19 protein-coding genes and 2 pseudogenes are annotated in these 20411 nt (G+C 55.0%); 12 read left to right on the top strand and 9 right to left on the bottom strand.

The genetic code is table 11. From position 1 onward, the window contains the following. Both ACR3EM_RS12645 and ACR3EM_RS12640 read left to right on the top strand, forming a co-directional pair. Positions 1-1314 carry a TRAP transporter large permease gene (locus ACR3EM_RS12645; RefSeq protein WP_480471037.1) on the top strand — a complete coding sequence of 438 codons (1314 nt, stop codon included), beginning with the start codon at positions 1-3 and terminating at the stop codon, positions 1312-1314. A 9-nt stretch (positions 1315-1323) separates the two neighbouring features. Continuing rightward, on the top strand, positions 1324-2241 hold the full coding sequence (locus ACR3EM_RS12640) for a hypothetical protein (RefSeq protein ID WP_480471036.1): 918 nt from the start codon (positions 1324-1326) through the stop codon (positions 2239-2241). A 99-nt stretch (positions 2242-2340) separates the two neighbouring features. On the opposite strand, the pseudogene ACR3EM_RS12635 reads toward ACR3EM_RS12640, so the two are convergent. Further along, a pseudogene (locus ACR3EM_RS12635) lies at positions 2341-2637 on the bottom strand (transposase family protein); the annotation flags it as partial. Between the two features lie 147 nt (positions 2638-2784). Then, positions 2785-3660, bottom strand: coding sequence for a LysR family transcriptional regulator (locus tag ACR3EM_RS12630; RefSeq protein ID WP_480471035.1), 876 nt, complete (start codon positions 3658-3660; stop codon positions 2785-2787). 93 nt (positions 3661-3753) lie between these two features. Between ACR3EM_RS12630 and ACR3EM_RS12625 the strand changes: the two genes are divergently transcribed. From ACR3EM_RS12625 to ACR3EM_RS12595, 7 genes and pseudogenes are all read left to right on the top strand, one after another. Next, the gene (locus ACR3EM_RS12625) at positions 3754-4602 is read left to right on the top strand and encodes an alpha/beta fold hydrolase (RefSeq protein WP_480471034.1); all 849 of its coding nucleotides are present in this window, start codon (positions 3754-3756) and stop codon (positions 4600-4602) included. 304 nt (positions 4603-4906) lie between these two features. Beyond that, entirely contained in the window at positions 4907-5503 is a 597-nt protein-coding gene (locus ACR3EM_RS12620) for a lysophospholipid acyltransferase family protein (protein WP_480471927.1), read from the top strand. After that, positions 5500-6447 (top strand): phosphatidate cytidylyltransferase, encoded by a 948-nt coding sequence (locus ACR3EM_RS12615; protein WP_480471033.1) that lies wholly within the window; start codon positions 5500-5502, stop codon positions 6445-6447. Before ACR3EM_RS12620 ends, ACR3EM_RS12615 begins: the two co-directional genes overlap by 4 nt. Beyond that, entirely contained in the window at positions 6444-6812 is a 369-nt protein-coding gene (locus ACR3EM_RS12610) for a hypothetical protein (protein WP_480471032.1), read from the top strand. Before ACR3EM_RS12615 ends, ACR3EM_RS12610 begins: the two co-directional genes overlap by 4 nt. Continuing rightward, complete coding sequence (locus ACR3EM_RS12605; protein WP_480471031.1) at positions 6805-7449, top strand: CDP-alcohol phosphatidyltransferase family protein; 645 nt, start codon at positions 6805-6807, stop codon at positions 7447-7449. Before ACR3EM_RS12610 ends, ACR3EM_RS12605 begins: the two co-directional genes overlap by 8 nt. Positions 7450-7608: 159 nt before the next feature. Continuing rightward, positions 7609-8516 (top strand): annotated as a pseudogene (locus ACR3EM_RS12600) (tripartite tricarboxylate transporter permease); the annotation flags it as partial. Between the two features lie 26 nt (positions 8517-8542). Further along, positions 8543-8719 carry a luciferase domain-containing protein gene (locus tag ACR3EM_RS12595; protein ID WP_480471030.1) on the top strand — a complete coding sequence of 59 codons (177 nt, stop codon included), beginning with the start codon at positions 8543-8545 and terminating at the stop codon, positions 8717-8719. A 313-nt stretch (positions 8720-9032) separates the two neighbouring features. Here the strand turns inward: ACR3EM_RS12595 and ACR3EM_RS12590 are convergent, their stop codons facing one another. Together ACR3EM_RS12590 and ACR3EM_RS12585 are read right to left on the bottom strand one after the other, a co-directional pair. Next, positions 9033-11096, bottom strand: coding sequence for an adenylate/guanylate cyclase domain-containing protein (locus ACR3EM_RS12590; RefSeq protein WP_480471029.1), 2064 nt, complete (start codon positions 11094-11096; stop codon positions 9033-9035). A 128-nt stretch (positions 11097-11224) separates the two neighbouring features. Continuing rightward, the gene (locus ACR3EM_RS12585; RefSeq protein WP_480471028.1) at positions 11225-11497 is read right to left on the bottom strand and encodes a winged helix-turn-helix transcriptional regulator; all 273 of its coding nucleotides are present in this window, start codon (positions 11495-11497) and stop codon (positions 11225-11227) included. A 297-nt stretch (positions 11498-11794) separates the two neighbouring features. Here ACR3EM_RS12585 and ACR3EM_RS12580 point away from each other — a divergent pair, with 297 nt between their 5' ends. Continuing rightward, positions 11795-12007 (top strand): hypothetical protein, encoded by a 213-nt coding sequence (locus tag ACR3EM_RS12580; protein WP_480471027.1) that lies wholly within the window; start codon positions 11795-11797, stop codon positions 12005-12007. 241 nt (positions 12008-12248) lie between these two features. Here ACR3EM_RS12580 and ACR3EM_RS12575 read toward each other — a convergent pair whose 3' ends face one another. Genes ACR3EM_RS12575 through ACR3EM_RS12560 form a run of 4 tightly spaced genes read right to left on the bottom strand, consistent with a single transcriptional unit; the run spans position 12249 to position 17578 of the window. Further along, positions 12249-13352, bottom strand: a complete 1104-nt coding sequence (locus ACR3EM_RS12575) for a dimethylsulfoniopropionate demethylase (protein ID WP_480471026.1) — start codon at positions 13350-13352, stop codon at positions 12249-12251. Position 13353: 1 nt separating this feature from the next. Further along, on the bottom strand, positions 13354-14967 hold the full coding sequence (locus ACR3EM_RS12570) for an AMP-binding protein (RefSeq protein WP_480471025.1): 1614 nt from the start codon (positions 14965-14967) through the stop codon (positions 13354-13356). 16 nt (positions 14968-14983) lie between these two features. Then, on the bottom strand, positions 14984-15793 hold the full coding sequence (dmdD, locus tag ACR3EM_RS12565) for a methylthioacryloyl-CoA hydratase (RefSeq protein WP_480471024.1): 810 nt from the start codon (positions 15791-15793) through the stop codon (positions 14984-14986). 21 nt (positions 15794-15814) lie between these two features. After that, the gene (locus ACR3EM_RS12560) at positions 15815-17578 is read right to left on the bottom strand and encodes an acyl-CoA dehydrogenase family protein (protein WP_480471023.1); all 1764 of its coding nucleotides are present in this window, start codon (positions 17576-17578) and stop codon (positions 15815-15817) included. 112 nt (positions 17579-17690) lie between these two features. On the opposite strand from ACR3EM_RS12560, the gene ACR3EM_RS12555 reads away from it, so the two are divergent. Further along, positions 17691-18704 carry an AraC family transcriptional regulator gene (locus ACR3EM_RS12555; protein WP_480471022.1) on the top strand — a complete coding sequence of 338 codons (1014 nt, stop codon included), beginning with the start codon at positions 17691-17693 and terminating at the stop codon, positions 18702-18704. 304 nt (positions 18705-19008) lie between these two features. Here the strand turns inward: ACR3EM_RS12555 and ACR3EM_RS12550 are convergent, their stop codons facing one another. Then, positions 19009-19854 carry a LysR family transcriptional regulator gene (locus ACR3EM_RS12550; protein WP_480471021.1) on the bottom strand — a complete coding sequence of 282 codons (846 nt, stop codon included), beginning with the start codon at positions 19852-19854 and terminating at the stop codon, positions 19009-19011. 86 nt (positions 19855-19940) lie between these two features. Here ACR3EM_RS12550 and ACR3EM_RS12545 point away from each other — a divergent pair, with 86 nt between their 5' ends. After that, positions 19941-20408 carry a c-type cytochrome gene (locus ACR3EM_RS12545; protein WP_480471020.1) on the top strand — a complete coding sequence of 156 codons (468 nt, stop codon included), beginning with the start codon at positions 19941-19943 and terminating at the stop codon, positions 20406-20408. Positions 20409-20411: the final 3 nt, after the last annotated feature.

Genomic DNA, 20411 nt, shown 5'->3' with positions numbered 1-20411 from the left:
ATGGAAAACCTGTCTGTCATCATCCTCTTTCTCTTTGTTCTCTTTACGCTTCTGGGCACCGGTATTTGGGTCGGACTGGCCCTGATGGGCGTTGCCTGGGTCGGGATGGAGTTGTTCACGACCCGCCCCGTGGGCGACGTGATGATCACCACCATCTGGTCTGCGTCTTCGTCCTGGACCCTGACGGCGCTGCCCATGTTCATCTGGATGGGTGAAATTCTCTATCGAACGCGATTATCCGAGGACATGTTCAAAGGCTTGTCGCCATGGATGGCTCCGCTTCCCGGAGGGCTGGTGCATACGAATATCGTCGGCTGCACCGTATTTGCAGCCGTCTCGGGCTCGTCTGCGGCCACATTGACCACCGTCGGTAAGATGTCGATCCCGGAATTGCGCAGACGCAACTACCCCGAGCGGATGATTATCGGGACTTTGACCGGAGCGGCGACGCTGGGCCTGATGATCCCGCCATCGCTGACGTTGATCGTCTATGGCGTGACGATCAATGAATCGATCACCAAGCTGTTCTTTGCGGGCATTCTGCCGGGCCTCGTGCTCGCTGCGATGTTCATGGGGTATGTCGCGATTTACTCGAAGCTGGGCAAAGACTGGAATCCGAACCAAGAGGGTAAGCTGTCCTTCTCCGAAAAGATTAAGAACTCGCGTTTTCTGCTCCCTGTAATCCTGCTGATCGTGGTGGTCATCGGCTCGATGTATCTGGGCTATGCCACTGCGACCGAGGCTGCAGCGTTCGGCGTGATCGGGGGGTTGCTGCTGGCCGCAGGGCAGGGGTCGCTCAACTGGAAGACCTTCACCGAGAGCTTAATGGGTGCCACGCGCACCAGCGCGATGATCGCGCTGATCCTTGCAGGCGCGGCCTTCTTGTCGCTTTCGATGGGTTTCACTGGCCTGCCTCGTGGTCTGGCGGACTTGATCGCAGGTTGGGAGTTGACCCGATTCGAGCTGCTGATGGTTTTGTTGGTATTCTACATCATTCTGGGTTGCTTTCTTGACGGTATTTCTTCCGTCGTGCTGACCATGGCGGTGGTCGAGCCAATGATCCGCGACGCCGGAATTGATCTGATCTGGTTTGGCATCTTTATCGTGGTCGTCGTCGAAATGGCGCAGATCACGCCGCCGATTGGCTTCAACCTGTTTGTGATGCAGGGGATGACTAATCATGAAATGAGCTACATCGCCCGCGCTGCGATTCCGATGTTCCTGATCATGGTGCTGATGGTCTTCCTCCTGATCTGGTTCCCTGAACTCGCCACATGGCTGCCCGAGAACCTGCGAGGGACCCCGGGCGGGTAGGGCAGCGCAGTGAACCCGCTGCTCTGGGCGGCGCGCAACGGCCCCTATGTTCTGGTCCTGGGGCTGGCTGCGGGGTTACTGCTGCCAGCTCTGGCCGAGCCGATGCGCCCACTATTGCCGCCGCTTGTGGTCCTGTTGCTGTTCTTGACCATTCTACGGATGGAGCCAGTGGCCATCCTGGGATCTCTGACCGATCTGGGTCGGGTCCTGATAGCGGTGATCGGTTTTCAGGTTCTTACGCCGCTGATCGTTGTCTCAATCGGATTTGCAGGTGGATGGACGGGTACAGCGGTCGTTCTGTCTCTGCTGATCATGACTGCGGCACCTTCGATCTCGGGCAGCCCGAACCTCTGCATGATGATGGGATATCCCGCTGAGCACGCAATGCGCCTGGTCGTGGTTGGGACGGCTTTGCTACCTTTTACCGCTCTGCCGATCTTCTGGCTGATGCCCGAGCTTGGAGATATTGGGGAAGTCCTGAAAGCTGTATTTCGCCTGTTTCTTACGATTTCTGGCGTTACACTTGTCGCCGTCTTGCTGCGTCAGAAAATGTTGCCGCGCCCATCTAAAGCAACACTACTGCAGCTTGAGGGCGGTGCCACGATCACCTTGGCCGTGTTTGTTATAGGATTGATGCCATCGGTCAGCGCGGCGGCTCTGATTGATCCGTGGCTGGCCGTGTTCTGGATCGCTTTCGCCTGTCTGATGAATTTTGGCGCGCAGATTGCCACCTTCCAACTGACTCGCAAGCGCTGGGCGTCGGCGGAGGCGACTGCGGTGTCGCTGATCGCGGGCAATCGCAACATCGCGCTGTTCTTTGTCGCTTTGCCACCCGAGGTCACCGCGCCGATCATGGTGTTCATTGGCGCGTATCAGATACCGATGTACCTGACGCCTTTGGTCATGCGCCGGATGTATTCCGGGTGATCGACCTACGTGTGTTCCATAGATATTTGCTTTAGCTTAACAGAGCGGCTGGTTAATAAGTGATATTAAGAGCTTATGTCATGCTGACAAATAGCGGATTCAGAGGCGGATCGAGGTGATATCTACGAAGCCAAGGAAGCTTTCGGCTGTCTCGTTATAGCGAGTTGCCACACGCCGCGCATTCTTCAGTTTGTTAAAGCATCTCTCGACCAGGTTTCTCAGCCGGTAGAGAGGCCAATCCAACCCAACGCGCCTCTTTCGGGACTTTCGCATTGGGATCACCGGTCAAATGCTCCGGCTGTGCAGTTCGGCGCGAATGCGGTCGGCATCGAAATCTTTATCGGCTAGCTGCACGAACGGCTCCGGCAGGTTGTCGTCCATAACCCGATCAAAGCCGAGGTCGAGCGGACACAGCCGCCTTTTTACCGACCAAGGTCCGCTCTTGGTAAAAGGCTTGGCCGGGCTGCATGCTGCGCTGGATTTCGGCAGCAGAGAGCCCAAAACGCGCAATGCTGCGTCTTGCGTGAAGTTCTGCAGTTAAGATTAGGCAACGCGCAACGAAGTAGGTCTTCCAACCTCCGCCGCGATTTCGTTGAGCAGTGCGAGAGCAGTGTCACTTCGGCTCTTAGGAATAGATCTTGCGACGTAGGCAATCGCCGGAGGCTCAGGAAAGATGCCTTCCATAACCTCTAGGTCTGAAGACAAATGGAGGCCGTTCATCAGTGCTACGCCAAGCCCTGCGCGCGTTGCCGCAAGAATGCCAGAGACGCTCGGGCATTCGAGAACAGCATCGAACTGGTGCCCCATTACGGTGCCGTGTGATTGCGCCCAATGCTTGTAAAAACAGTTCTCATCGAAGGCGAGGAACGGCACAGGTGCGTCCGGTTTCAACGGTAGGTCATGTGACTTGATCCAATGCAGCCGATCCTCGTAGAGCACAATGTCGTCGCGGCGAACCTCGTCTCTCAAAACCTGAATGACTGCGATATCGATTTCGCCCGCTGACAACCAATCCGACAATGTTAGGCTCTGACCTATCCTAGTGTTTACCTTGGTATCGGGATGCAAGCGCGTGAACCGCCCGAGAATACGTGCCACGTCTCCACCAGTCGTGTCTTCGGTCATTCCCAAACGAATGATGCCAGCCAGAGGTTTCTTGCCCAGTGCGGCCAGAGCTTCGTCATGCAAATCCATCATCCGCCGCGCATATTCTAACAAGCGCTTCCCAGCCTCCGTGAACAATGGCCCACCGGCACGTCGTGCCAACAGTTCACAATCCAACACTGTTTCAAGCCGCTTGATTTTATGACTCACCGCAGGTTGCGACAACGCCAGATGTTCAGCGGCGCGCGTAACGCCACCGTGGGCAGAAATTGCAACCAAAGCACGCAGGCCTTCGATATCGAGGCGCTCAGTCATTCGAAAATTCGATCATGTTATGATAATCATTCATTTGATGTATTGATTAGCAAAGGGCTAAGGCTGGGAAAAGTAGAAAATGGAGTTTCTCTCATGGCCCACCTTGTTGATCAAGATGTTCTCATCAACGGCACACGCATTACTCACGGCGTGCATGGACACGGAGCCCCCGTGGTTCTTCTCCACGGCACGCCTTCCTCTTCCTATATCTGGCGCAACATCCTCCCGACGTTGGTTGAGTCCGGCTACAAGGTTCACGTGTATGACATGCTCGGTTACGGGTTGTCTGAGCGCCCGCAAAACACAAGCGTCGACACATCCGTTACAGGTCAGGTGCCGATCCTTGAGGGACTGCTGGAGGCATGGGAGCTCGATGACGCCCACATTGTCGCGCACGACATAGGCGGCGGCGTCGCACAGAGATTTGGTATTCGGTCCCCCGAACGGATGCGAAGCCTGACCATGATCGACGTAGTCAGCTTCGATAGTTGGCCTTCCAAGCGCACACATAAACAGATGCAGGCAGGGCTCGATAAGCTGATCAATGCGAGTGACGCGGACCACCGCGAACACTTCCGAGATTGGCTCTACTCGACGGTCCAGAACAAGGAACGTTTGGCAGAAACGTCGATGGAGACTTACCTCGACTTCATCTGCGGCCCGGTCGGACAAGGTAGTTTCTTCCAGCATCAAGTGATGCATTATGAGCCCAAGCATACTGACGAGATAGCACCGCGATATGCCGAGCTTGGGCAAAAGCCGGTGCAACTCATTTGGGGGGCAGATGATGCGTGGCAGGTCGTTGACTGGGCGAACAGATTGCATGCGGCAATACCCGGTACAGAGCTGCATGTGCTGGAAAACTGCGGTCACTTCTCGATGGAGGATCAGTCCGAAAAAGTCTCAACGTTACTAGTCGACTTTCTCGGTCGGAATTCGTGACGTAGAAGAAATAATGCTGCCGTTCCACAAATGAGAGTGGACGGTAGCTTCGTCCGCTTGTCGGGCCACCATCCGTCTTCCAGCTTCGCTCGCGCAGCGAGTGTCTCCTTTGATGGGCTAGCCGCTGCGACGAAGCCCACCGATCAACGGCGGCTCTGGACCGCTCAGCGAGCTAACAGCACTTCAGCGCATCGCCTTTACTTCTGGAGGGAAATTGCCAGTCTTGGGGCACACGTCAGCATCAAAAGGGCCAAGCATGAACGCCAACTTGTTTTTCACCAACGTAACGGCCAACGCAATAGTGATGTTTGCACGACTGGTGACTGCGGTTCGGGCGATATGGGATGGTGTGGAACCTGTCCAATCCAAACGTGTGTATTTTGCAAACCACACCAGCAATGGCGATTTCGTTTTGATCTGGGCCGTTCTGCCGCCGTCTGTCCGTCGCCGGACCCGGCCAGTGGCGGGAAGTGACTATTGGCTGACGTCAAATCTGAAGTCCTTTATCGGCCGCGACGTGTTCAATGCGGTGCTGATTGACCGAAATCCTGAGACCCGCACGGACGATCCGATCACCCAAATGGTTGAAGCATTGGACGACGGCAACTCATTGATCCTGTTCCCAGAAGGCACCCGCAACATGAGTGACGAGCCACTTTTGCCCTTTAAAACCGGTCTCTTTCATTTGGCTACAAATCGTCCCGATGTCGATTTGGTTCCGGTATGGATCGAAAACCTCAATCAGGTGATGCCTAAAGGCGAGATTTTCCCGATCCCGCTGATCTGTACTGTGCGTTTTGGCGGAGCGCTGCGGCTGCAAACAGACGAGAGTAAGGACATGTTTTTGAAGCGAAGCCATGCCGCTCTTGTCGCCCTAAAAAACAGTGGAGACGACGCATGAGCGCGCCCTATGAATTCATCCTGCTTTTGGGCGGCGTACTTTGCGTATTGATCCTAGCATCTTTGGTGGCCTCCATCTTGAAGAAACGCGTCGGGCCCGATGACACCAATCCTGTCATCGAGAACCTGGTAGCGCGAATAAATGCCTGGTGGGCCATGGTGGTGCTTTTGGCAATTGCAATGTTCTTCGGACGTGCAGGCGCGGTAATCCTGTTTGGATTTCTGTCCTTTGCCGCAATGCGCGAATTCCTGACACTGACCGCCAAATCCCGTGCCGATCACTATTCTCTTGCCGTCGCGTTTTTCGTTGTCTTGCCGTTTCAGTACTATCTGGTCTGGATCGACTGGTACGGCCTCTATTCGATATTCATACCAGTCTACGCCTTCTTGTTCCTACCGATCATTTCTGCGCTTCGGGGCGAGACAGACAATTTCCTTACCCGCGTTTCGGAAACCCAATGGGGGCTGATGATCTGTGTGTTCGCGGCCAGTCACGTCCCAGCGCTGCTTACACTTCAAATCCCCGGCTACGAGGGCAAATCAATCCTTTTGATCGCCTTCCTGGTGGTGGTCGTCCAGGGATCGGATGTTCTGCAGTATGTTTTCGGCAAGCTGTTTGGGCGCCGCAAGATCGCACCGGTCTTGTCGCCAGCAAAGACCTGGGAGGGTTTCCTTGGCGGCGTTTTGTCATCCAGCATGCTCGGCGCCCTTCTTTGGTGGATGACACCATTTACTCTTTGGCAGGCCTTTCTAGTTTCGCTGCTGATTACCGTCATGGGTTTTTTTGGTGGCCTTGTGATGTCGGCCATCAAACGCGACAAGGGCGTCAAAGATTGGGGGCACCTGATTGCCGGCCATGGCGGCATCATAGACCGGCTCGATTCGGTTGTATTCTCGGCGCCAATCTTCTTTCACGTCGTGCGTTACTTCTGGTCGACCGTATGAGCCTTCTTCAAAACAAGGCCGTTCATGGACTTGGAGGGTTTTTGCTGATGGGAGGATGGGCCGCTTTTGCCAATCGCGCACACGAGATGCCTGCACCATTGCTCGCTGGTCTGGTTCAGGGGATTTTGACCGCCACCATCACACTCTTTCTGAAGCGGATTATTGAGAGCATCTTTCATCGCACGACTGGAGTGTTCCGGTTGGCTCTCCCGCCTCTCGCCGCCTTTATGATCTCTCTTGTTTTTCTGACGGCGATACACACTTTCGCCGGCACACCTGCATTGCTGGCGACGATTTCAGTTCCACTCACCATTTCGACGCTTTATGCGTTCTTCTACACACTTGCCCTGAGCCGCCATGTCTGAACGTCGCCCAATTGCCAGTCGTGATACAAAACTTGCCGCGCGCGTTGCCCGGGCACTGGCGGAACGTGGCGTGTCGCCCAACCGTATCTCACAGTTCTCCATGGTGTTTGCGGCTCTGGCAGGTTTGGCGTTCTGGCTGTCAGGTGTAACAGACGGTTTCTTGACGGCGATCTGTCTTCTTGGCGCGGCGCTTGGCTGTCAGTTTCGGTTGCTTTGCAACCTCTTTGACGGAATGGTTGCGATTGAAGGTGGGCGCGGCGCGGCTGATGGGCCGTTCTGGAACGAAGCGCCGGACCGGGTGGCGGATGCATTTATTCTGATCGGACTTGGATTGGGAACAGGGCACCCCACTCTTGGTTGGGCCGCCGCTGCATTCGCGATCGGAACAGCTTATGTGCGCGAGCTGGGCAAGGCTCAGGGGCAAAGTGCCGATTTCAGGGGTCCCATGGCCAAGCCACAGCGCATGGCGGTCGCGACTGCGGCTGCAATCCTTTCGATCTTCGTCCCCGTGATATTAGGATGGCCCGTTCTGTACATCGCCTTGTGGATCATTGTTCTGGGTTCGGCGGTCACGGTACTTCGCCGGAGCTTTAGCATAATCGCGATCTTAAGGTCCGCATCGAACGGAACCGAATAGAGAGAGATTCGAAATTCCCGCAACATACTTTGGCTCTATTGTTACAACGAGAATCGACCTGCTAGATTACGTGCTATTTGGTGGAAATTCGTGAATGCAGCGAATGTCGGAAACGCGAGCTGCGGCTGTAATATCCCCTGGCTCTCTTCAAGGTCAGTTATCCTCTTGGTCATTGGGGTCGGCTTCATTGCAGCCATTGCTCTGAAACTCGGCCCGCCTGAAACGTTCGCCATTTATTTTGCCGCTTTTGTCGTTATCGGTTCGGTCATCGGCAATTCCATCGTCAAGGGTCTGGCTTCGGCACTGATGGGCATCCTGATCGCCATGGTCGGTCTGGACTCGATTTCGAGCGAGGAGCGCTATACGTTCGGGTCGTTCGATCTGTCCAATGGCATTGGCTTGGTACCGCTGATGATTGGCGTCTTCGTGTTGGGCGAGGTCTTTAACCAGTTGGAAACCCGGCGCAAAACCACCGGCAACACCCAAGAGAACGAACGTGCAGCGGACGGAAACAGTCTGACCTGGGAGGAATACAAACCTTGTCTTCCGCATGCATTGCGTGGTGGGTTCATTGGTGTGGGTATCGGTGTTTTGCCAGGGCTTGGATCAGCCATCGCAGCGTTTATCTCTTATGGAGAAGGCAAACGCCGTGCAAAGAATGCCGAAATGTGGGGTCAGGGGGCGCTTGAAGGAGTAGCGGCGCCCGAGGCTGCCAACAACGCTGTGTCGGGACCGTCGATGGCGCCGCTGCTGACGCTGGGCATCCTGATCACACCCTACATCGTGATGGTGGTCTATGCCGCCTCAGTCGAGGTGTCTGTGGGCCGAATGTTCCTTGCAGGTGTCATTCCGGGGCTGTGTTGGCCAGTCTGATGCTGATGGTCACGATCTATCTGATCGCTAAGATCGAGAACCTACCAAAGGGCGAATAGAAAGGCTGGGACGAAGTGTTCCAGTCGGGCCGCGAGGCCGGTTGGGGACTGTTCCTGATCGTGATCATTCCGGGCGATATCTATGGTGGTATCTTCACTCCCACAGAGGCTGCCGCTGTATGCACCTTGATGGCAGATTGGACGCCTCGCTCGACCCAGCAATGGCGCGAAGAGCAATTGAGGTTGGCTGGGCAGTAGCACACCCTTGGGCCGACCAACGCCCCGGATGGAGCGGCTTTGTCATGATCTATACTCCGACCTCATCAGAAGAGCTGGATGTCGCCATCGATCTGGTAGAAAGTTCGTACACCTTCATCACCGGCAACTCTTTGAGTTAAGCACGTGTTGCCCAATAGAGTGCAGGGATGCCTGCTTTCTGTCAGAGATCAGTTTCAGCCACCTTGTTTCTCGCGGTCAATTTCTTTCTTACATTTTTGCCATGGCGAAGCGCTCGATACGTTCAAGCCTTTCGCATCAATGGTAGCTCCTGTCCCGCGAAGTTGAATTTGCAAAGCTCAGCGTCGAAGGTCCGCTTCGGGCTGAAAAAACTATCAGGCCACAGCCGTGGAACGCAGGATTTAAGTTTGTCGCGATTGTCGCCGGTGGCTGTGTCTGGTGACAGCACCTACAAAGCGAAACTCGAAAATCCGTTCATTCTTTAGTATCAGGCACACCCAGTTTTCGCAGATCTTCTACCCATCGATTGAGATACGCCTCACTCTTGAATGGCGCGTTCATTGCCTCTTGGATGGTGAATTCGGGATTGGCCGTTAGAAATTCATCGATAACGGCTTGCGCATCACTGGGAAGACCAAGACGCAAAAGAACTGGCGCGTAGGTGCGCTTCAAGCCGTCTGGTATTTCGTTCATCTGTTCAATTGAAACCCTTGCATCTTCATACTTCTCAGCGAAGTACTGAGCCCAACCCAGATTCCAAAGATACCAGTCTTGGTGATGTGGATTCAGCCGAATCGCCAGTTTCATGCGCTCAACGGCCTCAGGTGCCTTGCCGTCATAGACGAGCGGATCGATGGAATCTGCCAGCACAGATGCCGAATTTGGATTCAGGGAAATAGCTTTGTCATAAAGCGAAGCTGCCCGCTCAAGATTACCGCTCTGAGTTGTTGCATTGGCTAAGACCCAATGACCCTTGAAATTGAAGGGTTCCAATTCAATAGCTTTCCGCGCCATCTCAAATGCGCGCGCCAGCGACTCCTCGCGCGTCAAAGAGATGGTCCATCCCCAACGATACCCGTTTATATGTGCCCAAGCGTTTTCGACATACGCCCCGGCGTAGTTCGGATCAAGAGCAATTGCTTTTGCGCTAAGCTCTTCTGCCCTGATGTTTCCTTCTTTTGTGAAGGTAAACCACTCTTCCTGCGCGCGTTTGCGCAATTCGTAAGCGCCAAGACTATCAGTAGGCTGATGCTTAAGGCGGCTGTACTCCGCCAGATCGATATTTGTGGAGAGAAGCGAAGCTATCGTTCGGGTTATCTCATCTTGTACTGAAAAAATGTCCTGTAGGTCTCGATCATAGCTGTCTGCCCAGATATTCTGGCTCGTCGTCGCATCAATGAGTTGGGACGTCACGCGCAAGCGCTCACCTGCAATTTGAACGCTCCCCTCAACGATGTAGCGAACACCCAATTCCTCTGACACTTTCTGTATATCTGCCGGAGTGTCCTTATATGAAAACGTCGAGTTTCGGGCGACCACTAAAAAGTCTGAAAAACGGGACAAGGCGGTCAAGATGTTCTCACTCAGTCCGTCGCTCAGGTAATCTTGGCTCGGGTCGTTGTTGAGATTGTCGAACGCCATGACCGCGATGGAGGGTTTGCCAGACAGGGTCGCAGCTTGTTCATCCGTGTCCGGAGTCAGCACCGCGGACCAAGGTTGCAGCCATGCAGCGGCTACTAACGCCAGGATAATTGCGGTACAACTTACCATGACCAAGCGAGTTTTTGTTGGCTTATTCGCAAGTGGTACGACAGGAGAAACGATGGTTTTCGCCTTGTCATCCATTGTAAGGCTGTACACGTGAACGGGGTCGGGGATGTTCTTAACCTCTCGCATTCCCAAATCTTCGATGGTGAGATCGAGCTGGGTATGTACCTGTTCGAAAACACTAGCCGACATGTAAATGCCATCCGGGACAGCCAGGCTTTCAATGCGTGCGGCGACATTTACACCATCCCCATAAATGTCATCCTGATCTACGACGATGTCGCCAACATTGATGCCGATCCGGTATCGCACCTGCGAATCTTGCGGCAGGTCCGCGTTAGCGACCCCTATATAGTGCTGCATGTCCACCGCACATCGAACGGCCTCAACCGCGCTTGCAAACTCAAGGAGCAAACCGTCGCCCATCAATTTAACGATGCGCCCATGTCGTGAAGCGACAACTGGTTCAAAAAACTGCTCGCGATGGGCTTTGACCCTTGCAAGCACACTGGCCTCGTCATTTCGAATAAGACGACTATAGCCAACCACATCGGCGGCAAGTATCGCTGCTAGACGTCTTTCCAAAGACTGAACTCCCACAGTGGGAAACACGCTAAACACAAAATTACAACTAAGCCAGACGCGCAAGCCGACCATATAATTTGAAGAAAGCGATTGTTCAGTCTTTTTAAGACCGTCAGCAGCGAACCTGTGCCTGACAACGACGTGCAGTTGTTCATTGAATGCTCGCTTGGGGTTGCGACCGGCCAATTATACTTGCCGCAGAGAACGGCAATACTGAGTCCATTTTCACAGATGCTGCGTTCTGCACAAACGGCGGGTGTTCTAGTGAGGTGGCAAATTTAAAATTCCAGTTTCTGGTTCCCGATGTGCTGCTATCAGTGCCGATTTCGGCTCAGCCACCATGCGTGCATTTCTTCGAACTTTGATTTGAGCGCCAATCCGTCTTTTGTTGCACTAAACTCAACGCGAAGCGGTATCTCTGCAAAGACCTCACGCTCCACTAATCCATCTGGTTCAAGCGCGCGGAGTTGGCTCGTGAGCATCGTTTGGGAGATGCCATCAATATCAAGGCGCCACTCACCGAACCTCTTTGTTCCGTGGAATATCAGCTCCTTCAAAATCGAGAGTTTCCACCTTCCACCGATCATCGTGAAGATGATTGGTAAGGAACACGGGTCGCCATTCTTTTACGGGCTATCCACTAAAATTCTCCAGTTTCCACTGTTACTAGGGAAATCTGCCTACTTTATAAATTAATGTAGTGGTGCAAAATCTGGCTAAATCAACACTTCAACAAGACATCAGAAAGCGGTTAACATACACGTCATCCTACTGAAACTCGGAGAAAACAAAGCTTCTGCACCAGAACACATGGCAGATCACAAGGCTTGGATAGTCATGACCATATTCGTCTACTCCCACGAGGTGAGCCCGTCGAGGTTTGAATGCAGTTGATGGCGATTGTAGCCGCCGCGCTATGCCGCAATCAGGCGGTAGGCATACCGAGCTTTTCGAGCATCTTGGAGGCCATTGAAACATACCAGCGTGAAACACGTAAGGGATTACGGGAGTGGGTTCGGCACTTCGCCGATCCCCAGAACGTCGCGCTGCCTCACTTCGTCGCGCCTGTAGTATTTGATGTGCCACGCGACGAATGACTGGATACTAACAATTTGACCCTGCGAACTTATGCGCGAATACCGCGCAAGGTAATGGGCGAGCACACTCGATTTTCCTGAATGAAATCAGTGAAAGGAATGTAGTGTTATGCGCGCCCTTACAGGCACTGTAGGGGTTCCCGCAGCACTGTGGCTTCTGCGCACAGTACCGCGGGGCACCTATTCATCCTTGTTTCCTGAGGACAGCAGATCGTTGCCTCTTACGTCGCCATGGCTTTGGCTATATCCAGAACGCAGCCCGCACTTCGGCTGGTCGGTCGCCATTTGGGGTTCGTACCTCTAGCAGCGTGCCTGCGTCCCAATGCTGTGTATCAACCATGCCAATTGCGACGTTTGTGCCAAAGTCAGGTGACCAGGCAGCGGACGTGATTTGACCGACCCGTTTTCCGTCTTTGAACAAAGGCCAAGCCGAACGAGCAGGAGGCACGGGATCACCGGGAATGGAAATCGCGCGGATCTGCCGGGTCGGGCCAGTTTCTACTTCGCGAGCAAGTGCTTGCTTGCCTATGTGGTCACTGTCCTCGCCCGGTTTGCAGAATTTGCCCAAACCACACTCCAGTGGTGAGTTTTCCATTGTCATGTCGTTGCCATAGCTCAACAGCCCGCCTTCGATCCTTTCGATCAGGTTTGGACATCCCGGGCGAACATTCAGATCAGCTCCGGCTTCGAAAAGGGTGTTCCATAGAGGCATACCGTAGGCACCGTTTTCGACATAGATTTCATAGCCGCCCTGTTTTGAGTAACCAGAGCGCGCGACCACAAAGTACGTGTCCTGAAACGCCAATCGTTTGTAACGGAAGAAGCGGATATCCCGAACCTCGTCTCCAAAGACCCGCGCCATCAGGTCATCCGACTTTGGTCCTTGAACGGCCAGTGGCGAGACGTCAGGTTCGAACACCCGCACATCCATACCTGCACCGACGGCCAAACCCTTAATCCACAAAAGCAGATCGCTGTCTGCGATTGAGATCCACCAGCGATCCTCGCTGTGTTTGATCGCCACCGGATCATTCAGCATACCGCCATTTTCGTCGACAATCGGCACGTAGTAGCACTGGTCTTCCTGCATTTTCTCAAGATTGCGAGGGGTCAACCGTCGCATCAGGCGGCCCGCATCCGGGCCATTCAGTTCGATCTGCCGTTCGCAGGACACATCCCAGACCTGGACGTGAGATTTGAGATGCCGGTAATCCGCCTCGACGCTCTCAAAAACGGTAGGCAGCAGCATCCGGTTATAGACGGTGTAGGCGGTAACGCCCTTGTCTTCGACGCCCTCGGAAAAAGGGGTCTGACGCAGGCGGCGGGATTGGGACAGCAGACGCATTTCAAGGGTCCATTGCTTTGGCGCGATCCCGAAGCTGGAACTTCTGGATTTTGCCAGTGGAGGTTTTGGGAAGAGTTTCGAAGACGACGGCTTTGGGGGCCTTGAACCCAGCCAGATGGTCGCGGCAGAAGGCTATGATCTCGTCAGATGTTGTTTCGGCACCGTCGCGCAATTCGACAAAGGCGCATGGTACTTCGCCCCATTTTTTATGCGGCATCGCAACCACGGCAGCGGCCTGTACGGCGTCATGGTGGTAGAGTACTGCTTCGACCTCGACCGAAGAGATGTTTTCTCCGCCGGAGATGATTACGTCTTTCAGGCGGTCACGTATCTGGATGTAGCCGTTTTCATGTAAGACAGCGCCGTCGCCGGACCAGAACCAACCATCCTCAAAAGCTTTCGACGTGGCCTCGGCGTCCTTGTAATACCCCGCCATCACCGTGTTACCCCGAATGGCGATTTCGCCCTGTGTATTGCCGTCACGCGCTACGGGTGTGCCGTTGCTACGGTCGATCACCGTAACCTCTTCGACCATCGGAAAGGCGATGCCTTGCTGCGCTTGCAACTCGGCTTGCTCAGCGGAACTGAGATCATCCCACTCCTCCTGCCAGAGGCATTGTGAGATATGCCCATAGGTCTCCGTCAGGCCGTAGACCTGCATGACGTCAAAACCCATTGCGCGGGTCTTTTCGAGAACCGAAGGCGGCGGCGGTGCGCCTGCCGTCAAAACGCGGATCGCAGGATCGAAGGAGGGCGTGCCGCTCTCGGCTTCGGCTAGCATTTGCAACACGATCGGCGCTGCGCCGAAATGGGTCACGCCATGAGTGCGGATCGCGTCCAGAATACGGTCTGCCGCTGGAACTCGGGTGAAAATGACCGTTGCGCCCAGCATGGTCATCAACCACGGGTGCCCCCAACCGTTGCAGTGGAACATCGGCACCACTGACAGATAGACCGGGTAAGGCGGCATCTGCCAAGCCGTCCCTGTGCCGAGCGCCATCAGATAGGCCCCGCGATGGTGATAAACAACGCCTTTCGGGCGACCGGACGTACCGGACGTATAGTTTAACGCAATGGCATCCCATTCATCATCGGGCAGTTCTATTGGTAGCGGTGTGGCTTCGGTCAACGCGTCATAGGTTTGACCACCAAGGCTCTCACCCGTAACCGCAGGATCGGCGATCTCGACCACTGGCAAAGATCGACCGAGAAGATCAAAGGCTTTGGACAGAAGCGGTACAAGCTCCTGATCCACGATTACCAGTTTCGTGTCCGCGTGATCCAGAATGTAGGCGATGGTTTCCGGTTCCAGCCGCGTGTTCAGCGTGTTGAGGACCCCGCCCGTCAGCGGCAGTGCAAAGTGCAACTCGAAGAGTTCCGGGATATTTGGGCTCAGCACTGAAACGGTATCGCCCTTCTGCACGCCAAGTTCGACGAGCCCACCGGCCACAGCACGAATACGGGTTGCAGTTTCGGCCCATGTTCGCTGAGTGTCACCATAGATCACCGCTTTGCGCGCGCCGTGCAGGTTTTCGGCGCGGCGCAGAAAGGATATCGGCGATAAGGGCACATGGTTGGCCCGCGTCTTCTGAAGAGCCTCGAAATGGTGACGCATCCCGGTTCCGCCTGATTTAGCTGTTAGGCCGCACTCGGGCGGCGGTTTTGTTTGCAAAGGCTTCCAGACGCGCACGAGCCGCAGGTTGGGTATTGACCACTCCGCCAACCACGGCCTCTGCATAGGCTGCATCCATGCCGGACATATTGTTCAAGTGGCTGATCGCAGAGCAGATGGCAAAGTTGGTCAGCGGCAGGTTCTGCGCAATTTGTTCTGCCAACTCCATCGCCTTGGCCATGCTACCGCCATCTTCAGTGATGTATTGCGCCAATCCCAGATCGACGGCCTCTTGCCCCTGATAGACGCGGCCTGTCAGGATCATGTCGATCATGCGGTACTTACCGATCATGTCTGAAACACGGATTGTCGCTCCACCACCGGTGAAAATCCCGCGCTGTCCTTCGGGCAGGGCAAAATAGGTGCCCGGGTCGATCACCCGGATATGTGCCGCGCTGGCAAGTTCCAGTCCTCCGCCAACAACCGCTCCTTTTAGGGCGGCGATGATCGGCACACCGCCATATTCCATCTTGTTGAAAGCCTCATGCCAGCGCAGACAAACATGCATGAAGTCATCCGGGCTACGGTCGGCTTTCCAATGTTCGACCAGATCAAGGCCTGCGCAGAAATGGTTGCCTTCACCGGCCAAAACCACAGCTCTAACACCGGCTATGCGGGCACCGCTGAAAAAGCGTATCAGTTCCTCGATGGTGGCCACATCCAGCGCGTTGCGCTTTGAAGGGCGGTTCAATGTCACGACAAACAGGCCGTTCTCACGCTCTGAAATCGCGAGGTTTTCGTAAGTGTCGGGGTTCACGACATCATTCATGGGTCAGGTCCCTTCAAGGAATTATTCGGGGAAGGCCGCATCAAGCAGGCTTCGCGAGCCGTACATGATGCGGGTGTGTTCGGTAGTGCACTCGGGCAAGACGTGCTGGGCAAAGAAGAGGGCAGTAGCGATTTTCTGGTTCATGAACTGCGCATCCTGTCCGGTGTCCAGCGCGGCTTGAGCAGCCAATGCCCCCTTCGCCAGCTTCCATCCGGCCGCGAGCGTACCTGCCAACATCAGGAAGGGGACAGAGCCGGCAAAGGCCGCGTCGACATCCTTTCGGCTGCTTTCCAACAACCAATCCAAGGCGATCTCGAACGCGCCTCGCGCTTGCGTCAGGCTTGCCCCGATAGCTTGTGCAGTGGCATCTCCATACGCCAGTTTCGCCTCGGACTCTGCAATTCGGGCAGCGAAAAGACGGGCGGTTTCACCACCGTCGCGCATCACCTTGCGCCCCAGAAGGTCATTCGCCTGAATTGCGGTAGTGCCCTCGTAAATGGGTAGAATGCGAGCATCCCGATAGTGCTGCGCGGCACCGGTTTCCTCGATAAAGCCCATGCCGCCATGAATTTGCACACCCAGCGAAGCGACCTCGACCGCGCGTTCCGAGCAGAAACCCTTAACCAGCGGAACCATGAATTCGGCCAGAGCGGTCAACTGGGGATCACTCTGATGATGTGCAAGGTCCAACAAGCCCGCGGTTGCCGCCGCCATAGCCCGCCCACCTTCGGTCAGGCTGCGCATCCGCATGAGCATGCGACGCACATCCGGGTGCTCGATGATTGGGACAGCGTCCTTGACCTGACCGTTCACCGGACGGCTTTGTACCCGTTCGCGCGCATAGGTCAGCGCGCGCTGATAGGCACGATCAGCGGTCGCAATGCCTTGCACCCCAACGGAAAACCGCGCCGCGTTCATCATGATGAACATGTATTCCAACCCGCGATTTTCCTCGCCGATCAGGAACCCCGTGGCGTCCTTATATTCCAGCATCGCCGTCGGGCTGGCGCGGACACCTAGCTTGTGTTCAATGCTCACGCAGTTGACCGTGTTCTCGGCCCCTACCGCGCCATCCGCTTCCACAAGCTTCTGCGGCACGATGAACAGGCTCAGCCCTTTTGGCCCGGCGGGTGCATCAGGAATACGCGCCAACACCAAATGGATGATGTTCTCGGTCAGATCATGAGCGCCATATGTAATGAAAATCTTGGTGCCAGATATGCCATAGCTGCCATCCGCGCGTTGCACCGCTTTGGTCGCCACGCGGCCAAGATCGCTGCCCGCTTGTGGTTCCGTCAGGTTCATCGTGCCGGACCAGCGTCCTGCGATCAGCGGCTCAAGATATGTGGCTTTCTGTTCGTCCGAGCCAGTCAGCAGTAGCGCCTCAATGGCCCCATCGGTCAGCAACGGGCAAAGGCCAAAGCTCATGTCGGCGGCATTCAGCATCTCTACCGCCGCCGCGCCAACAGTTCGCGGCAGTCCCATGCCGCCATAATCCACCGGGTGAGTCAGTGCCTGCCAGCCCATTTCGACGAACTGAGCATAGGCATGCGCGTCACCTTCAGGCATCGTCACGCGCCCGTTGTCGAACCGGGCACCCAGCGTGTCGCCGATATGCGACAATGGCGCAATCTGTTCACCGCAGAACCGGGCATAGCCTTCCAGCACGGCAGCAATATCAGACAGGTCGTAGTCTGAATACGCCGCCAACGATGACACCTGCTCCCAATGAGACAGGTGTTCGATACAAAACATCAAATCCTGGACGGGCGGCTGATAGGACATCCTAGGCTCCCTGGCGGCAACTATGGTTTCGCGTCATCTATCTGCTGAAGAGATTGCCGATAAGCTCATATTTTGCCAAAATGCTATCCGATCACGCCAAACAGAGATCTCTATGACCAGCCAGGACCCTATCTCTCTAACGACCGTATCAGCTGCATTTATTCAGGATTGGCTGGATGCACTTGGGTCTCGTTGCACCCCGGAAGAGATGGCTTCTCTGCTGGAACGCTCAGGCCTTCAAGCCCGCCCAATGGCACCAACTCAACGTGTCACGCTGAATGAGATCGCCCGGCTTTATCAGCTTGCCGCGCCCGAGACCGGGGACGAAATGATGGGGCTCTGGAGCCGCCCGATCCGGCCCCGAGCATTGCAGCATCTTGTGACGGTGCAGCGCGGCGCAGGCAGCCTGACCTCGGCTCTCTATCGGTTCTCGACGTTCTGGAACCTGCTCCTGGATGACTTCTATTTTGACCTACACAGCAAATCAGACGAGGTGGCGCTGACTTTGGTGCCTTACTTGGTTGAAACCCAGCCGCAACGGTTCGGCCACATGCTGATTCTGAAACTTGCGCATGGGCTGCTATCCTGGCTCAGCGGATCAGAAACGCCGGTGCAAACGGTTTGCTTTGCCTTCGCCCGTCCGGAGTTTGCCGCGGACTATTCGGTCGTCTTTCCATGCCCCGTCGAGTTCGACGCCCCACAAACCAGTATTCGCTTCGACTCACGCCAATTCACCCGCCCGATCACCCGCAGTCCCGCCGAGGCATCCGTATTTCTCCAGCGTGCGCCGCTGGATTGGATCTTTACCGGCTCGCGCGCCCATACTTACAGCCTGCGCGTTCGAGCCTTTCTTTACGGAGCGACATGGCAGGCTTGCCAGCTTCCGGATGCGGCCCGCGCTCTAAAAATAACGCCTCGGACGTTGAACAGACGCTTAAAAAACGAAGGAACGTCCTTTCAGGACATAAAAGACGCCCTACGCCGCGACATTGCGATACGGGCACTTCAGCAAAGCACGGACAGTATAGATCAAATCGCGTTTGACACTGGCTTCTCGGCTCCGGCGAACTTCCACAGGGCTTTCCGAAAATGGACAAACCGGACACCGGGGTCATACCGGATGTGAGTTCGAGACTCGGTCAAGAAGTCTCTTAACGAATGATCCGAACCCGTACTCTAATCTATGTCTTGAATGCAGTAGAAGATGCACCGGTTCTCCTGCATGTAAATCCACTAGCGCGAATTTTGGTAGGTTTCAGAAACTACGCTCAAATGAGAACATGGTTCGGCTATCGTAGGGGCCACCCCATTGCCCAAAGCGGCATTTGTGCTGACAGTTCGTTAGTTCTGATGAAGTCATTAGAGGTTCTATGCCGTGCATCCTCTGGGATTACAATCCAGGTGCTCGCGGCTGATTCAAAAGAATAATGTCATCCAACAAGAACATCGGACAAACGTTCAACCAACGCTCTTTGAACAACTGCAAACCTTGGAGTGTTTGCTATTTCGTCCAGCGTTGCGACCCAGAGCGGAACCTCAATTTCTGGGGTTACGTCGTGCGATCTCCGAAGCCGGGAGTCCGCGTTGCCAAAGAATGCTGGCAAAAATGTTTTTCCGATTCCCGCGGCAGCCATTTGCTGTAGCACTAAGAAACTGTCTGCTCCGTTGGTCATTTCGTCAGCGCTGACATTCTGCGCCAGCCATTTGGCAGGGAGTGAACGGCTTAACGCCCCATCAAGCCTCATCCATTTGCGTTTGTCGGAACCGTCGTCAAAAACCCCGAATGACAGTGTTCCTGCCCGCTGACCAATTAACCCCTCCCCGAGCTTTATTGATGGGCGTACAGCTATGTCCGCAGTCAGACGGGATAGATCGTGGTGATTGTTTCCGCTCAACAAAGTCAGTTTCAAGCCGGGGTAGGTGAGTGAGATATCGTTAAGTATTTGCGGGAGAACGATCTGACAAAGACTGTCGGTGGACGTAATTCGCACATGGCCTACAGGAGAACGATTTGCGCCGACAATCGCACGCTCCATGGAAAGCACGGCATCTTCAACACTTTCCATAGCCGAAAAGATCGCGCGGGCTTCAGGGAGAACGGAGTATCCCGACGGGCTTCTTAGAAAAATGAGGCAGCCGTTTCGCTCTTCGAATGCGGCAACCCTGCGCAGGACCGTAGCATGTGTCACCCCCAAGGCAGACGCCGCCGCGTTCAGCGACCCGAATTTGCTCACCGCAAGTGCGTATCGAATGTCATCCCAATTCTCATTGTTCATAAATTAACAAGTAGCGACCAATAACAAACAATTACAAGTAATTTCGTTCAAGTTAATATTCGATTTATTGAACAGGGAGACACATCATGATGAATAAGTTCTCAATCTTCGCGGCAGGTTTATTGTCAGTTGCCGCTCTTGGCACGGCCATCGCCCAGGAAAGTGAGAATCCGGCTGTGAAGGCTCGGACCTCAATCATGCAGCTTTATTCATTCAATCTTGGCACTCTCGGCGGCATGGCCAAGGGAGAGACGGAGTACGATGCGGAGGACGCAACACGAGCCGCGAATAACCTTGTCGTTCTGACGCAGCTCGATCAATCCGCGATGTGGCCCGCCGGAACCGACAATGTTTCCGACCCCTCCACGCGTGCTCTGCCCGCCATCTGGGAAAACTTCCCGGACGTCGGTGCCAAAGGGCAGGCCATGGCTGACGCCGCTGTTGCGATGCAGGCTGCGGCAGGACAAGATGTTGAAGCGCTGAAAGCGGCAATGGGGGATCTAGGTGGAAGCTGTTCGGCATGTCACAAGGCATACAGAGCGCCAAAGGACTGATTA

The organism is Ruegeria sp. AH3, from assembly GCF_056536265.1.
This window is presented reverse-complemented; position numbering and strand designations above follow the sequence as displayed.

Bases quoted from the DNA above. Each gene is read 5' to 3' on its own strand.
- ACR3EM_RS12645 (WP_480471037.1), top strand. From the start codon at position 1: ATGGAAAACCTGTCTGTCATCATCCTCTTTCTCTTTGTTCTCTTTACG.
- ACR3EM_RS12630 (WP_480471035.1), bottom strand. From the start codon at position 3,660: ATGACTGAGCGCCTCGATATCGAAGGCCTGCGTGCTTTGGTTGCAATT.
- ACR3EM_RS12625 (WP_480471034.1), top strand. From the start codon at position 3,754: ATGGCCCACCTTGTTGATCAAGATGTTCTCATCAACGGCACACGCATT.
- ACR3EM_RS12620 (WP_480471927.1), top strand. From the start codon at position 4,907: ATGTTTGCACGACTGGTGACTGCGGTTCGGGCGATATGGGATGGTGTG.
- ACR3EM_RS12615 (WP_480471033.1), top strand. From the start codon at position 5,500: ATGAGCGCGCCCTATGAATTCATCCTGCTTTTGGGCGGCGTACTTTGC.
- ACR3EM_RS12610 (WP_480471032.1), top strand. From the start codon at position 6,444: ATGAGCCTTCTTCAAAACAAGGCCGTTCATGGACTTGGAGGGTTTTTG.
- ACR3EM_RS12605 (WP_480471031.1), top strand. From the start codon at position 6,805: ATGTCTGAACGTCGCCCAATTGCCAGTCGTGATACAAAACTTGCCGCG.
- ACR3EM_RS12595 (WP_480471030.1), top strand. From the start codon at position 8,543: ATGGCGCGAAGAGCAATTGAGGTTGGCTGGGCAGTAGCACACCCTTGG.
- ACR3EM_RS12585 (WP_480471028.1), bottom strand. From the start codon at position 11,497: ATGATCGGTGGAAGGTGGAAACTCTCGATTTTGAAGGAGCTGATATTC.
- ACR3EM_RS12580 (WP_480471027.1), top strand. From the start codon at position 11,795: ATGCAGTTGATGGCGATTGTAGCCGCCGCGCTATGCCGCAATCAGGCG.
- ACR3EM_RS12575 (WP_480471026.1), bottom strand. From the start codon at position 13,352: ATGCGTCTGCTGTCCCAATCCCGCCGCCTGCGTCAGACCCCTTTTTCC.
- ACR3EM_RS12570 (WP_480471025.1), bottom strand. From the start codon at position 14,967: ATGCGTCACCATTTCGAGGCTCTTCAGAAGACGCGGGCCAACCATGTG.
- dmdD (WP_480471024.1), bottom strand. From the start codon at position 15,793: ATGAATGATGTCGTGAACCCCGACACTTACGAAAACCTCGCGATTTCA.
- ACR3EM_RS12560 (WP_480471023.1), bottom strand. From the start codon at position 17,578: ATGTCCTATCAGCCGCCCGTCCAGGATTTGATGTTTTGTATCGAACAC.
- ACR3EM_RS12555 (WP_480471022.1), top strand. From the start codon at position 17,691: ATGACCAGCCAGGACCCTATCTCTCTAACGACCGTATCAGCTGCATTT.
- ACR3EM_RS12550 (WP_480471021.1), bottom strand. From the start codon at position 19,854: ATGAACAATGAGAATTGGGATGACATTCGATACGCACTTGCGGTGAGC.
- ACR3EM_RS12545 (WP_480471020.1), top strand. From the start codon at position 19,941: ATGATGAATAAGTTCTCAATCTTCGCGGCAGGTTTATTGTCAGTTGCC.